The sequence below is a fragment of the Bacillus sp. Xin1 genome, assembly GCF_013314535.1.
Taxonomy (GTDB): Bacteria; Bacillota; Bacilli; order Bacillales; family Bacillaceae_G; genus Bacillus_A.
In genome coordinates this window covers 80,862-95,028 of the sequence record NZ_JABUAE010000006.1, presented here as the reverse complement: position 1 = coordinate 95,028, position 14,167 = coordinate 80,862, and the positions used below count along the sequence as shown (strand labels likewise).

The window sequence follows — 14,167 nt, the reverse complement described above, 5'->3', positions numbered from 1 at the left end:
TGGACATAGGGGCGATTTTTTTTCTATTACTGTTATAGTCAAAAAATTCGTGACTTATGCCTATTTCTTCAAAAATATTTGGAAAATTCATTTGTTTGAGAAGAGGTCCCCGTGTTTGTTCTAAAAGCTCCCTATTCTCCATAAGAATGAAATGAGTCTAATTTCATATCGGGGGAAAAAGATGAAAATATCAAAGCCACTTTTCATTACAATGGCGCTCTTAGTGGCGCTCGTCATTATTGTACCGACCGTACTTGTTATTCCGTATGCGAAAGAGAAGGTCGGTCAGCCGCCCAAAAATCCTCCAGCCGTGCAAAATGTGCCAGCTCCTAAAAAGGTACATACCGCTGTGCAAGTTGCTGTATATCGTAGTCAGCAAAAGAAGATAGAAACAATGCCGATGGAAGAGTATGTTACAGGTGTAGTAGCCTCTGAGATGAATGCGAGCTTTGAAGTAGAAGCATTAAAGGCGCAGGCATTGGCGGCGAGGACATTTATTGTGCAGCGTATGTTAAGCGGAAGTAAGAAAAATAATGCAGATGTGACAGATACGGTTCGTGATCAAGTGTATAAAAGTAAAGAAGAGTTGAAGAAGACATGGGGCAAGGGTTATGAGAAGAATTTGAAGAAGATTGAAGAGGCTGTGTCTAAAACAGCCGGACAAGTTTTAACGTACGAAGGGAATCCAATTACGGCGCAGTTCTTCTCAACAAGCAATGGTTATACGGAAAACGCTGCAGACTACTGGGGAAAGGACTTACCATATTTGAAAAGTGTAGACAGTCCTTGGGATCAAGCTTCTCCGAAATTTGCGAGTGAGCAAACTTTTACTGTAGCTGATTTTCAAAAGCGTCTTGGCGTAAAGGTGCTGGAAAACGGAAAAGTCGGTAACATTAAAGAACGTACAGAAGGAAAACGGGTGAAGGATGTAGAGTTTCAAGGAAAAACGTTAACAGGAAAAGAAGTGCGGGAAAAATTAGATTTACGTTCTTCAGACTTTACGTGGAAACAACAAGGGCAGAATATTGTTGTTACAACGAAAGGTTTCGGTCATGGCGTTGGCATGAGTCAGTATGGTGCCAATGGAATGGCGAAAGAGGGGAAAGGGTATACAGATATTGTTGCTCATTACTATAAAGGTATCGAAATTAAGACGCTAAACGACTATGAAGGAAAGTTAATGGCGAGGAACTAAAATAAGACGTAGTACCAAGTCCATCATACTAGATGGACTTTTTTCTTTACTGAATTTTGTTCATACAAATAACCTGCATATCAAAAATACTTTGATATGCAGATTATTTGTATGATAAATATTAAAATAATTGCAGGGTCATTAAACTACATTAGTGCTTTTAAAAGTTCTTGTACTAATGGGATTACGCCACCGATAAATTTTAATACAGCCATTGCGATTTCCATACGATTACCTCCTGTTTGTTGGAATATTAAAATATCTAAAATCTTGATACTTTGATTATAGTAAGCGCTTTCGATTTTATCAATGTGTTTTAAAATGCAATTTTGCATAATGAATTATAAATTAAGTAATAAATAATTCATGTGGTAAAATATTGCTTGTGGATGCGTTCTATAAAGCAGAATGGATTTTAAAACTTAGCTTCAGTTTCACTTTATAGGATGTGTTTACGTATAGTAGAGGAGATTAGGATTTTAATACACAATTATTAAGGTAGTTCAAGTCGAAAGAGGGAGATATCCAAAAGTAGCTATTCAGCTACTTTTGGATATCTCCTTGTTTTTTGAAGGGAAGAAAGTTAGATAATAAGATGTCATTTTTTGTAGAAAACAAAAGAAATGTTACCGGCTTTTGTCTAGTTGTGCCTACGCGGACCATGGATTGCTGGTAGTTATTATAAAGACGAACGTACAGAAGAATCGATGAAAGACGGTTGGCTCCATACTGGAGATATTGTCACGGTCGATCCTGAAGGGTTTATTAAAATTGCTGACCGGACGAAAGACTTAATTAAAAGCGGCGGCGAATGGATTTCCTCCGTTGATTTAGAAAATGCTTTAATGGCACATGATAAAGTACTAGAAGCAGCTGTCGTTGCCATTCCACATGAAAAATGGCAAGAACGCCCTGTTGCTTGCGTTGTTTTAAAAGAAGGACAAACAGTAGAACAAGAAGAGCTCTATGCATTATTAGAAGGTCAGTTCCCGAAATGGTGGATGCCGGATGACATCTTATTTGTCGAAGAAATCCCGAAAACATCTGTTGGGAAATTCTTAAAAAGAGCGCTTCGTGATCAGCTGAAGAGTTATTTGGTGAAGCAGAAGTAATAGTTGTATGCTGCTCGTTTAGGGCAATATATCGACGCTTCGATAAAATACATCATACAAATCAATCAAAAAGGGGCTAAATTAGCTCCTTTTTATTTTCGGAAAAAATATCATAATTTTCCATTAATCGTTTGATATAATAAGATAAAAACAATTCGGGGGAGAAAACATGGCGTTACTGGAGCTAAAACAATTGGGTAAAACGAATCAGTTGCAGGCGATTCAGCTTGAAATTGAAAAAGGGCAATGTGTTGTGCTGCAATGTAACAATCATACGGCGAAAATTTTGCACCGCATTATAATCGGTGAAGAAGAGGCGTCGACAGGAAGCGTCTTATTTGATGGGGAGCCGATTCAAAAGCAAGTTTACTCGCGTATTGGTTTTTGCTTTTTAAAAGATGAAGCGTACAATCGCTTGAAAGTGAAAGAATATTTCGCTTTTTTATCCGGATTGTATGACTCGAATATTAGCATAGAAGAAATTGTCCAGTATGTTGGTTTACTAGATAAAATGAGCGTTAAAATCGAAAAGCTATCCTTTTCTGAAAAACGCCGTCTTCATATTGGTCGGGTCATGATTCATAATCCAGATTTAATTATTTTGGAAGAGCCAGAACAAAATGTAGATATAGAGAGCACGATTATCATTCGAAAAGCAATTATGAAAATGAAAGAACACGGAAAGGCCATCTTTATTACATCATCCTTTTTATCAGATGCACTTTCTTTAACGGAAGATGTGTATATATTAAATCCAGATGGCGTTAAAAAAGTAGAAATCGAGCAGGAAGAAGAGGAAGAGATAGATTCAGAAAACGTCGTTCAAATGATTCCGCAAATGAAGCTTGAAAGAATTCCGGCGAAAGTGAACGATAAAATCATTTTGCTTGATCCAATGGAAATTCATTTTATTGAAACGCAAAATGGGACGACGCATATTCATGTTCGCGAAGGAGACTTTGTATGCGCGTTAACATTAAGTGAGTTAGAAGAAAGGTTAAAAGGATTCGGATTCTTCAGATGTCATCGTTCTTACCTTGTTAACTTACAGCGAGTACGAGAAGTAATCACCTGGACTCGTAATAGCTTTAGCTTAATTTTGGATGATGAACGAAAAAGTTCCATTCCACTTTCGAAAGGTCGAATGGATGAATTAAAAGGTGTGATTGGGCTATAAATGATACTCCACCCAGCTGAAAATAAGATTCATTCACCGGTAATAATACTCCTTTTACCGGTATTTTACTGCGTAACTTCTTTGTTTTTCATATGATTAGGTCAAGAAAAGCGAACATAACAAGCGGAGCCGGCAAATGAGCTGCTGAAGCGAAATGATCTATAAAAGAAAAACAAAGGGGATGGCGAAATGACATTGGCAATTGAAATGAAGGATGTAATGAAAACCTTTCATGAAAAAACAGCGCTTCGAAATGTAAATATTGAAGTGAAGCAAGGAGAGATCTTCGGGTTTCTTGGTCCAAGTGGATCAGGAAAAACAACAACAGTGAAAATTTTAACTTCCCAATTGCTTCATAGTGTGGGAAGAGTAAGGGTACTAGGAAAAGATATTATAGGACCAGGCAGCATTGATTATAAACGAATCGGTATTTTAACAGATAACAGCGGCTTATATGAAAGGCTTAGCATTTATGATAACTTACTATTATTTTGCGATTTATACGATTGTCCAAAAGAACGAATTGATGAAGTGCTATCGCAAGTGAATTTATTAGAGGATAAAAAAACACCAGTTAAGAAATTATCAAAAGGGATGAAGCAGCGCGTTACACTAGCACGAGCAATTCTGCATAAACCAGATATCCTCTTCTTAGATGAACCAACATCAGCGCTTGATCCAGTAAACGTCCAAAACATTCATAACATCTTAAAAGACTTAAATAGAGAAGGAACAACTATTTTCTTAACGACGCACAACATGGATGAAGCAGAGACGCTTTGTGACCGTATTGCTTTCTTATGCGGCGGAGAAATTGTGGCGCTTGATACACCGGAGAACTTAAGACTTCAATATGCGAAAGACAAAATTGAAGTAGTTTTAACAAATAAGAAAAAAGAAACAGTGCAAAAAGATGAGTTAGGAGCAAAACGGATTTCAGAATGGATGAGAAAAGGTGAGCTTTTATCCATTCATTCGCATGAGCCAACTTTAGGGGATATCTTTATTGAAGTAACTGGGAGGGGATTATAATGACATTTTCAATGAGACGTGTATCGGCGATTTTACGGAAAGAGATACAGGATTTGAAGAATAACGCACAAATATTATTAATGGCGATTTTACCACTTGGATTGGCGTTGTTTTATAAGCAAATGGGACAAGGGAAGGAGTTTATGGGAGGCTTTGTAATCGTCATGATATTATGTATGGTTACAACAATCTCACAGGCAACTCTTATTGCGGAAGAGAAGGAGAAACATACGTTACGAGTGCTTATGCTATCTCCTGCCTCTCCATTTGAAATCATTATTGGAAAAGCACTACCAATCATTGTTTTAACGTTTGCTATAAGTTTTCTTAATTTATTTATATTAGATGTTTTACAAGGGAATATGTTGTTCATGTTTCTGTTAATGTTATTAGGAACATTAGTGTTTATCATATTTGGGACAATTATTGCTCTTTTAGCTAAAAATTTAGTGCAAGTTTCTGTTATTGCATCACCGGTTGCAATGGTTTTGCTCATGACTCCAGTTTTAAGTAATGTTATAAAAAATGACATTTTGAAAAACATACTATCGTATTTACCGACTAATCATATTTTTGAAGCGTTCGTAAGTATTGTAGAGGGGAAAGGCTTCTCTGCAATTGCGGCAGATCTAATCAATGTCTCTATTTGGTTAGTCATTTCAATTATTGTTTGCCTCTTCGTCTACAAAAAGAAACAACTAGACTAAAAAACTGAGCCAATCCGCTCAGTTTTTTCTTTTTTCTATCATTTCCTCGGAAATTTTTAAAATCCTATACATATTTTTACAGATTTTGTCGAAAAGTAATTAGTTACAGGTTGTATAGGATGAATGAATATTGTTCAAAATGATTGCTGAGGTGATGATAGAATGCGAGGAAGGAATAATAAAAAGTCGCGGAAGGTAGTTCATTTATTTCAAAAACGGTGGGTATTTCCTGCACTATATATTGCATGTGCAGCAGTAATCTTGTCAGTTGCTCTATGGTTCCAGGCAGCGAATCCAAAGAAAGCGCCTAATAAAGAGCAAGCAACGCCGTACGGTCAAACGGACAATCCAGCAGTACCTGTAACAAAATCTTCAGAAGTTGTGAAAATGCCAGTTGCAAAGAATGTAGATGTTGTTGTGAATAAGAAGTTTTATGAGGATGCAGCAACAGAGGAGGAGCAAGAACAAGCACTTGTCTTTTATAACAACACATATTCTCCTAACAAAGGAATTGATATTGCTGCGAAAAACGGGAAGGAATTCGATGTTACAGCTGCTTTAAGCGGTACAGTAACAAAAGCGGAAAAAGATTCGCTTCTCGGTTATGTTATAACAGTTGATAACGGAAATGGTCTTGCAACAACTTATCAAAGCTTAGGCAGTGTAAAAGTAGAAAAAGGTGCAAAGGTTGCACAAGGTGAAGTATTAGGAAAATCCGGTTTAAGCGCAATGAATAAGGAAGCAGGTTCCCATGTACACTTTGAAGTACGTAAAGATAATGTAGCTGTTAATCCAGAGCGTTACCTTAACAAACTTGCAACAGATGTAAAAGCAGAGGCAGGAGCAGCGAAAGCGACAAATGGCTCTGTTGATGAAAAAGCAACAAATGGTAAAACGGAAGAAAAATCAACTTCAGCTGACGAAAAAGGACAAAAAGAAGAGAAGTCAACAAGTGGTTCAGCTGATGAAAAGCAGCAAAAAGAAGAGAAGTCAACAAATAGCTCAGCTGATGACAAACAGCAAAAAGAAGAAAAGTCAACAAATAGCTCAGCTGACGAAAAAGGGAAAAAAGAAGAGAAATCAACAAATGGTTCTACGGAATCATCTAGCAACTCTTCTTCTACACAAGAATAATAAAATGAAAAAATCAGTTCTCACTAGGGAACTGATTTTTTTATTATTATATAAAAATGATTCATTTTTCGAGGAAATATAGCAATAACAAGGAAATTGGACAGAATTCTCGAATATATATTAATAAAAGGAGGGGATTCTATGTCGTTTTTATTTGTTCTGTCGATTGCTCTTATTTTGTTGTTCATTTTATTTACTTTATATTATTACATCGCTAGTAAGAAAGAAGTTCCCCACCATCAATTGTTAGAAGAAGAATGTGATCAAGAAGAATGACGCCTTTGACATGGGGCGTCATTCTTTCGTTTTGCAAGAGGGTTCATTAAATAAAAATTGTCATTGTTAACGTATTTCTCACACAAAATTGTAATTTTTCTTAACTTAGTCCGCAAAAATACCGAACTTATAGCATATATCAGTAATGTGGGCAATACAATGGTATAAACCAATGCAAAGAGAGTGTTTGAGGTGAGAAATCGTGAATCATTTCATTATAAATTCCAGAATGTTTAACGCTTACAAACAGCACTCGAATTTACTTCTTAGTCATATGCAGCGAGTCTCATTTCACACTTCTCACATCCAAATTAGGGAGGCGAGTGGTGTGCACGATTACATCAAAGAGAGAACTATCAAGATTGGCAAGTATATCGTGGAGACAAGAAAAACAGTTCGTGTGATTGCGAAAGAGTTTGGTGTATCAAAGAGTACAGTTCATAAAGATTTGACAGAACGTTTACCAGAAATTAATGCAGAGCTCGCAAATGAAGTGAAAGAAATTCTTGATTATCATAAGTCGATTCGCCACCTAAGGGGCGGGGAAGCGACGAAGCAAAAGTATCGAAAAGAAGATATAGAAAAAATCGTGCGGCAATAATTCAGTATACGGCAAACATTCCTTGATCATTACGGAACATTTTTCAGAAGAATTATTTTTTCAAATATTACGTTTCCGTTAAAATTATGATAAAATCAGGAATTAGGTGTAAAAGAATTCGGGTACAACCTGATTTTGAATATCAAGGAGGAAAAAGCAGGAATGTTTGCGAGAGATATCGGAATTGACCTAGGCACGGCTAACGTATTAATTCATGTAAAGGGTAAAGGGATCGTTTTAAACGAACCGTCTGTTGTAGCAATTGATCGCAATACTGGAAAAGTATTAGCGGTAGGTGAAGAAGCAAGAAGTATGGTAGGACGTACACCTGGTAATATTGTAGCGATTCGTCCGCTTAAAGATGGTGTAATTGCAGATTTCGAAATTACAGAAGCAATGTTAAAGTATTTCATTAACAAACTGGACGTGAAGAGCTTCTTTTCAAAACCTCGCATTTTAATTTGTTGTCCAACAAACATCACATCTGTCGAACAAAAAGCAATTCGTGAAGCCGCTGAACGTTCAGGTGGTAAAACAGTATTCTTAGAAGAAGAACCAAAAGTAGCTGCTGTTGGTGCTGGTATGGAAATCTTCCAACCAAGCGGAAATATGGTTGTTGATATTGGCGGAGGTACAACAGATATTGCCGTACTTTCAATGGGTGATATTGTTACCTCCTCCTCTATCAAAATGGCCGGTGACAAGTTTGATATGGAAATCTTAAACTATATTAAACGCAAGTACAAGCTATTAATCGGGGAACGTACATCAGAAGACATTAAAATTAAAGTCGGTACAGTATTCCCAGGTGCACGTAGTGAAGAACTTGAAATTCGTGGACGTGACATGGTAACGGGCTTACCACGTACAATCACAGTATGTTCAGAAGAAATTACAGAAGCATTAAAAGAAAATGCTTCTATCATTGTACAAGCTGCAAAAGGTGTATTAGAACGTACGCCACCAGAACTATCTGCAGACATCATTGACCGCGGCGTTATCCTAACAGGCGGCGGCGCATTACTACACGGTATCGACATGCTTCTAGCAGAAGAATTAAAAGTACCAGTACTAATCGCTGAAAATCCAATGCACTGTGTTGCTGTTGGTACAGGCATTATGTTAGAGAATATTGATAAATTGCCGAAGCGTTTGTTGAAATAGTTATAGAAAACTATTTGAAGAGGTTATCCAGAAGTAATATATTTTGGAGGCCTCTTTATTTTATTTGGAAAATATTTCTGTTGCGGGTGAAATACCCCTAGAAATACAATTTTTTGTTATGATTATTTTTGAATAGCAATTAAACTTAAATGTGAAAATAATGGATCCAATTAGTCGATACGTTTCGACATTATGATTCATTATTTTTTTGTTTTAGTATGCAGGAATGTAGAAAATAGATTATTTAAGTCGAAAAATAGTAGATTTATTAGACGTAATGGTTCAAATTTGTCAGATTTAATGATACTCTAGTATTTGTAAATTTCGAATTAATTTTGTAAATTTCAAGTTAAGTTTGTGAATTTGATTCAAATTATTTTTGGTATATAATTAACAAAATTAACAAATTTATCTAATAAGTAATAGAGTATATAGTTGGTGCGGGGAGAAAAGGGGGAAAAGATGAAGAAAGTTTTGATAGTGGCACAAAATTTCTATCCAGAAATTGGGAGCGCTGCGAATCGTATTAAAAATATATATTCAGAACTAACTGAAGAAGGATATGATGTCACAATTCTTACAACGGATCCTCGATATCCAAACCAAAATTTATATAAGAACCAGGAGTTTTGGGATGAGGAGTTCTTAGACAATGAAAAAATAATTCGTGTTAAGCCGAAAACACGAAAGTATACGAATAACATGGTTAGAAGACTACTTTTATATTTAGAAATTACTTTTCGGTTTATTATGGCTATCTTTGGAATGAAAGAAAAATATGATTATGTATTTGTTTCAACACCCCCTATTTTTATAGGCTTAGCAGGTATATTTGCGAAAAAGAGGTTAAAGGCTAATCTCATTTTAGATGTTCGAGATTTATGGCCGGAATCTTTGTTGGGGGTTGGAGTTTTTTCAAATCGGTTTGTGTTATCTATTGCTTACGGTTTAGAGAAGTTTTTATATCGTTCAGCGGATCAAATTATTGTAAATAGTGAAGGATTTATTCCATATATCGAGTTGAAAGGAATTCCAAGGGGTATTATATCTTTTATGCCCAATTCACTAACAGAGAAAGAATTAAAGATGGTAACACATCAGCTGGCAATGGACGATAAGAAGCAAGAGGACATTACAGTGATTTATACGGGGAACATTGGCTTAGCGCAAGATATTAGAAAATTAATTGACGTTGCAGAGCATTTGAAGAATTACGAGCATATTAAATTCAAAATTATTGGTTATGGATTTAAAAGCTATGAAGTAGCAGAAGTTATTAAGAGAAAAAGTCTTTCTAACATAGAAATTGTTAAGGCAAAAAGTCGTAGTGCTACTTTGAAAGAAGTTGCGAAGGCGCATATTGCGTATGTTAGCTTAGTAGATGCAAAAGTATTTCAAACAGTATTACCAGGAAAAATAATTGACTATATGTGTATGCAGAAACCTATTGTTGGAGACGTGTCTGGCTATGCAAAGAAAGTTATTACAGAAGCAGAGTGTGGCATTATTTCACATGATCGTACAGTTGAAGAGTTAGGAAAACATATTTTAACTTTAGCTGAAAACGAAGTGGTGAGAAGAAGGAAAGGAAAGAATGGACATGGTTATGCTTTTCAACATTTAAGGTGGAAAAACAACATCAAAGTACTAACTAGCTTAATGGAGGAACAGGATGTCACAGCAGAAAGTTTGTATGTTCGTATGGAACCACTTCACAAATGATGCACGTGTTTTAAGAGAATGTACTGCATTAGCTGAAGCTGGATATGAAGTAGATTTAATATGTATTCATGATTGGAAACAACGTGACCTGCCGAAGTGGGAAATGCGAAAAGAAGGATTTACAGTTACACGTGTAAATAATCGCCTGCTGCCTTTACAGAAAGTGTTTGGGGCAGTCAATCGTGTGAAGCAGTTTGCTATGAAAAATGTGATTACAAAGTTACTATTTGCTGCAGGTGCTGCTTTTGCATTATGGAAGTTTCCGATAGTTACATCAGTTTTATTGTTATTTGCTATTTTATTTTCCACAAAAAAAATAAGAACTTTAATTATTCGTTCATATATTTTGAGTCAAATGGTAAAAAAAGGTTTGGGAAAGAAGTATGATCTATATCATTCCAATGACCTAAATACGTTACCACAAGGATGGTTATGCGCTAAAGTATTTAGAAAGAAAAAACTAATTTATGATTCACATGAAGTGCAGACAAGTCGTACAGGGTATAACAGTAAAATTTATGGGATTATGGAAAAATTCTATTTAAAATATGCAGATGTAATGATTATGGAAAATCATACGCGTGCAAAATACGCAGAAGATTTGTATGGATTCTATCCAAAAGTCATCCATAATTATCCTTTTGTTACGCAACCTGAACAAAGTGATTCGGTTGATTTGCATAAGATGCTAAATCTTCCAATAGAAGAACCAATACTTTTATATCAAGGTGGTATTCAAACGGGAAGAGGATTAGATAAATTAATACAGGCAGTGCCAATGTTTAATAGTGGAACAGTTGTGTTTATTGGTGATGGACGTATTAAACCTGACTTACAAAAAATGGTCATGGAATTAGGGTTAGAAAACAAGGTAAAATTTATGCCAAAGGTACCTGTCAACGAATTGCTACACTATACTAAAAATGCTTATCTAGGTTTTCAGGTGTTAAATAATGTTTGTTTCAATCATTATTCAGCCTCATCTAATAAATTATTTGAGTACATGATGAGTGGGGTACCTGTTATTGCTTGTAGTTTTCCTGAAATTCAAAGGGTTGTAGAAAAAGAATATACAGGCATTTGTGTAGATTCGCATGATCCAGCTTCTATTGCTGAAGGTGTGAACCATTTACTTAATCATCCAGAAGAGCGTGAAAAAATGAGACGAAATTGTTTTACCGCACGTGAAAATTATAATTGGGAAAATGAAAAAAGAATATTTGTAGATATATATAAGAGTTTACAATAATACGAAGAATAGGGACGATTTCCCATTCTTCGTATTATTGTATGGTTTAGAAAACGGGGATGATGGTTGTTGGTAAAGGTGAAATTAAGCGTTGTCATTACAAATTATAATAAAGAACAATATTTAGAACAGTGCCTCAAATCTGTTATTGATCAAACATTGAATAATGTCGAAGTTATTGTTATAGATGACGGATCAACAGATAGTAGTATGAAAATTTTGCAACAGTACGAAAAACAACATAAGAATTTAATTGTCTATGAGCAGAAGAATGCAGGGGTAAGTGCTGCGCGTAATGTTGGGCTTCAACATGCGAAAGGGGAATATGTTACATTTTTAGATGCAGATGATTATGTAAATCAAACGGCGTATGAACAGTTGTATAAGCTCGCAAATCAGGAAGATGCGGATATCGCTATTGCAAATATTACTTGTTTTAATGAATATAGACATTGGCCGCTTTCGTATATGAAAAAAATATTTAATAAGAAGCTTCCACTTATTAGGAATATTACAACACATTCCGAATTACACGCTACCCCATCTGCTAGTAATAAGATTTTTAAAAAGGAGTTGTGTAGACAACATGACATCTATTTTGATGAAGAATTATGGTTAGGAGAAGATTTATTATTTACACAAAGTTGTTTACTTGTGTCCGAACGTATTGCAGTACGAGATATTCCACTTCTGAATTATAGAGTGCTAGATAACAGTGGGAATCTATCTAAAAAAACGAGCATTTCATTTTTCCAGCAGTTAGTTATATTACAAAAAAAGTTAACAGATTTGTATATGGAACTTCAAAAAACCTCATCTATTCATTTTATCGAGAGAAGACAATGGAAATTCTTTGTTGATTCTATTATTTTAAAAGGTTCGAGCTTTACAAAAGAAAAGCTCTCTCAAGTTATTCAACTGGGAAATGAATTTTTATCAAACGTATGCGTTTCAAATATTACAGAGAATTTAAATATACGTGATCAATTAGTGACAGAAATGATTAAACAGAATGACTGTGTATCATTAGAACAGTTACTAGTTATTATTCAAGATGAATCGATTTCTAAAGAACATGTTTATGAAAATGAGCAATATTATCATTATTTTTACCGATTCTTTCCTCAATATAAGGCGTTGTTGCGAGTCAGTAAGTTCATATTGAATCATCGAATCGAAGGTATAAAACTTCGTCAAGAGATTCTAACACTTAGTGGGTATGCCTTTATTGAAAATATGTCGACAAAGAGAATAAAAAAAGAATTGGTATTTCGTAAAAAAGGAACTACTAAAATAATTCAACTAAAAAGCTCCTTACGTACTGATATAACATATCTATTTTCTAACAATACCATTGACTATAATGATGCGGGGTTTGAAACAATAGAAGTTAATGTGAAAGATTTGTTAGAAGAGGGAGAATGGAAAATATCTATACGCCTCAGCATAGGGAATACTGTTGTTGAAGAACCGATGAAGGTTCTATTAGCACAGTTACGCAATAATACAAAGTATCAAAATATAAATCCATTAGAAATTAGAATGACATATAAAAATAGTGAAGCTACAATTCGTATTCGTAAATGTAACTATATACAGCGAACAATGAATAGATATCATGAAATAAAACGAGCGATGCGCTACGACATAGGTCTCTTTAAGAGGAAAAAGTATGCGGCATTTTTTGCAATAGTTGCATATAAGTTATTTGGCTCATATTTTCGTAGAAAGAAGATATGGTTAATTGGAGAAAGACCAGACACAGCGCAAGATAATTCCTATCATTTGTTTACTTATATTCGCAAAGAACATCCTGAGATTCCAATCTTTTATATTATTGATAAGGAATGTAATGATTATAAGAATATTGAAAATCTGGGTAATATCATTCAATTCGGAAGTTTTAAGCATACATTCTATTTGTTGATTTGTAATAAGACAATTAACAGTTACTCAGAAACAGCAAATATGTACACAGAAGAGTATAAACATATTTTAAAGTACTATCCAGAATGGCAACAAAATAAGAAAATTTTTATTCAACATGGAGTAATAGGCGTAAGCCGAGTAAATCATGTCTTAAATAAAAATCGGATGGGGTATTCTTTATTTGTTGTATCTTCCCAATTTGAAAAAGATCATATTGTAAAAGAATTTGGTTATGCAGAAGACGAAGTGATTGTAACTGGACTTGCACGCTGGGATGCATTGCAGGATGAGAGTAAAGGAAATGAAATTTTACTTATGCCAACTTGGAGAAGTTGGATTAAAACGAAAGAACAATTAATGGAATCTAAGTATTGGAAAACATATATGTCATTTTTAAAAAGTAAAAAACTTCATCAAATTTTAGAAGAACAAGATTTGACATTGACATTTTTTCCGCATTACCAGACTCAAAAATTCGGTGCAGAAATGCCTGTATTTCATGAAAGAATTAAAGTTGTTAAGCAAGGGGAAGAAACAGTACAAAGCCTATTAAAAAGACATCGATTATTAATTACAGATTATTCTACTGTTTCGTTTGATTTTGCTTATATGGATAAACCCGTCATTTTCTATCAATTTGATTATGATGACTTTTATTCTAGGCATTATAATGAAGGGCCGATTGATCATAAGCAAAGCCTGTTTGGGCCTGTTGTTAATCGTCTTGAAGATATATTAAATATTATTTCTCAAAAAGCAAATTTCTATAGTGATGAAATAGAATTTAAAAAACAGCGTTCTGTATATATAGAGAAAAAAACTAATAAACATTGTCAAATGGTATTTGAATTTATAAATAAAGAATAGGG

General features: G+C 34.7%; 12 protein-coding genes and 1 pseudogene. 12 read left to right on the top strand and 1 reads right to left on the bottom strand.

Annotated features, from left to right (window positions below):
* Positions 1-181: 181 nt before the first annotated feature.
* Positions 182-1,195 (top strand): stage II sporulation protein D, encoded by a 1,014-nt coding sequence (spoIID, locus tag HRG09_RS08865; RefSeq protein WP_174100453.1) that lies wholly within the window; start codon positions 182-184, stop codon positions 1,193-1,195.
* A 146-nt stretch (positions 1,196-1,341) separates the two neighbouring features.
* Here the strand turns inward: spoIID and HRG09_RS29510 are convergent, their stop codons facing one another.
* Positions 1,342-1,530, bottom strand: a complete 189-nt coding sequence (locus HRG09_RS29510; protein ID WP_309232061.1) for a hypothetical protein — start codon at positions 1,528-1,530, stop codon at positions 1,342-1,344.
* 309 nt (positions 1,531-1,839) lie between these two features.
* Here HRG09_RS29510 and HRG09_RS08860 point away from each other — a divergent pair.
* The 11 genes and pseudogenes from HRG09_RS08860 to HRG09_RS08810 form a co-directional block, all read left to right on the top strand.
* A pseudogene (locus HRG09_RS08860) lies at positions 1,840-2,307 on the top strand (AMP-binding enzyme); the annotation flags it as partial.
* 169 nt (positions 2,308-2,476) lie between these two features.
* Positions 2,477-3,484 carry a LytTR family transcriptional regulator DNA-binding domain-containing protein gene (locus HRG09_RS08855; protein WP_174100452.1) on the top strand — a complete coding sequence of 336 codons (1,008 nt, stop codon included), beginning with the start codon at positions 2,477-2,479 and terminating at the stop codon, positions 3,482-3,484.
* A 189-nt stretch (positions 3,485-3,673) separates the two neighbouring features.
* Positions 3,674-4,516 carry an ABC transporter ATP-binding protein gene (locus HRG09_RS08850; RefSeq protein ID WP_174100451.1) on the top strand — a complete coding sequence of 281 codons (843 nt, stop codon included), beginning with the start codon at positions 3,674-3,676 and terminating at the stop codon, positions 4,514-4,516.
* Positions 4,516-5,223, top strand: a complete 708-nt coding sequence (locus HRG09_RS08845) for an ABC transporter permease (protein WP_174100450.1) — start codon at positions 4,516-4,518, stop codon at positions 5,221-5,223. The genes HRG09_RS08850 and HRG09_RS08845 overlap by 1 nt, the downstream gene beginning before the upstream one ends.
* A 162-nt stretch (positions 5,224-5,385) precedes the next feature.
* Positions 5,386-6,357 (top strand): stage II sporulation protein SpoIIQ, encoded by a 972-nt coding sequence (gene spoIIQ / locus HRG09_RS08840; protein ID WP_174100449.1) that lies wholly within the window; start codon positions 5,386-5,388, stop codon positions 6,355-6,357.
* A 141-nt stretch (positions 6,358-6,498) separates the two neighbouring features.
* Positions 6,499-6,633, top strand: a complete 135-nt coding sequence (locus HRG09_RS08835) for an ABC transporter ATP-binding protein (RefSeq protein WP_174100448.1) — start codon at positions 6,499-6,501, stop codon at positions 6,631-6,633.
* A gap of 328 nt (positions 6,634-6,961) precedes the next feature.
* Positions 6,962-7,234, top strand: coding sequence for a sporulation transcriptional regulator SpoIIID (spoIIID, locus tag HRG09_RS08830; protein ID WP_174100447.1), 273 nt, complete (start codon positions 6,962-6,964; stop codon positions 7,232-7,234).
* Between the two features lie 162 nt (positions 7,235-7,396).
* The gene (gene mreB / locus HRG09_RS08825; protein ID WP_174100446.1) at positions 7,397-8,398 is read left to right on the top strand and encodes a rod shape-determining protein; all 1,002 of its coding nucleotides are present in this window, start codon (positions 7,397-7,399) and stop codon (positions 8,396-8,398) included.
* A 462-nt stretch (positions 8,399-8,860) separates the two neighbouring features.
* Positions 8,861-10,120: a glycosyltransferase family 4 protein gene (locus HRG09_RS08820; RefSeq protein WP_174100445.1), complete on the top strand. Its 1,260-nt coding sequence runs from the start codon at positions 8,861-8,863 to the stop codon at positions 10,118-10,120.
* On the top strand, positions 10,071-11,369 hold the full coding sequence (locus HRG09_RS08815; RefSeq protein ID WP_174100444.1) for a glycosyltransferase: 1,299 nt from the start codon (positions 10,071-10,073) through the stop codon (positions 11,367-11,369). The genes HRG09_RS08820 and HRG09_RS08815 overlap by 50 nt, the downstream gene beginning before the upstream one ends.
* 78 nt (positions 11,370-11,447) lie before the next feature.
* A complete protein-coding gene (locus tag HRG09_RS08810; RefSeq protein WP_309232066.1) occupies positions 11,448-14,165 on the top strand; it encodes a glycosyltransferase in 2,718 nt (905 codons plus the stop codon).
* Positions 14,166-14,167 lie beyond the last annotated feature (2 nt).

Excerpts from the sequence above, each read along its gene's own strand:
- HRG09_RS08845 (WP_174100450.1), top strand. The coding sequence starts at position 4,516 with ATGACATTTTCAATGAGACGTGTATCGGCGATTTTACGGAAAGAGATA.
- HRG09_RS08820 (WP_174100445.1), top strand. The coding sequence starts at position 8,861 with ATGAAGAAAGTTTTGATAGTGGCACAAAATTTCTATCCAGAAATTGGG.
- spoIID (WP_174100453.1), top strand. The coding sequence starts at position 182 with ATGAAAATATCAAAGCCACTTTTCATTACAATGGCGCTCTTAGTGGCG.
- HRG09_RS08850 (WP_174100451.1), top strand. The coding sequence starts at position 3,674 with ATGACATTGGCAATTGAAATGAAGGATGTAATGAAAACCTTTCATGAA.
- HRG09_RS29510 (WP_309232061.1), bottom strand. The coding sequence starts at position 1,530 with ATGCAAAATTGCATTTTAAAACACATTGATAAAATCGAAAGCGCTTAC.
- HRG09_RS08835 (WP_174100448.1), top strand. The coding sequence starts at position 6,499 with ATGTCGTTTTTATTTGTTCTGTCGATTGCTCTTATTTTGTTGTTCATT.
- HRG09_RS08815 (WP_174100444.1), top strand. The coding sequence starts at position 10,071 with ATGTCACAGCAGAAAGTTTGTATGTTCGTATGGAACCACTTCACAAAT.
- HRG09_RS08855 (WP_174100452.1), top strand. The coding sequence starts at position 2,477 with ATGGCGTTACTGGAGCTAAAACAATTGGGTAAAACGAATCAGTTGCAG.
- mreB (WP_174100446.1), top strand. The coding sequence starts at position 7,397 with ATGTTTGCGAGAGATATCGGAATTGACCTAGGCACGGCTAACGTATTA.
- spoIIQ (WP_174100449.1), top strand. The coding sequence starts at position 5,386 with ATGCGAGGAAGGAATAATAAAAAGTCGCGGAAGGTAGTTCATTTATTT.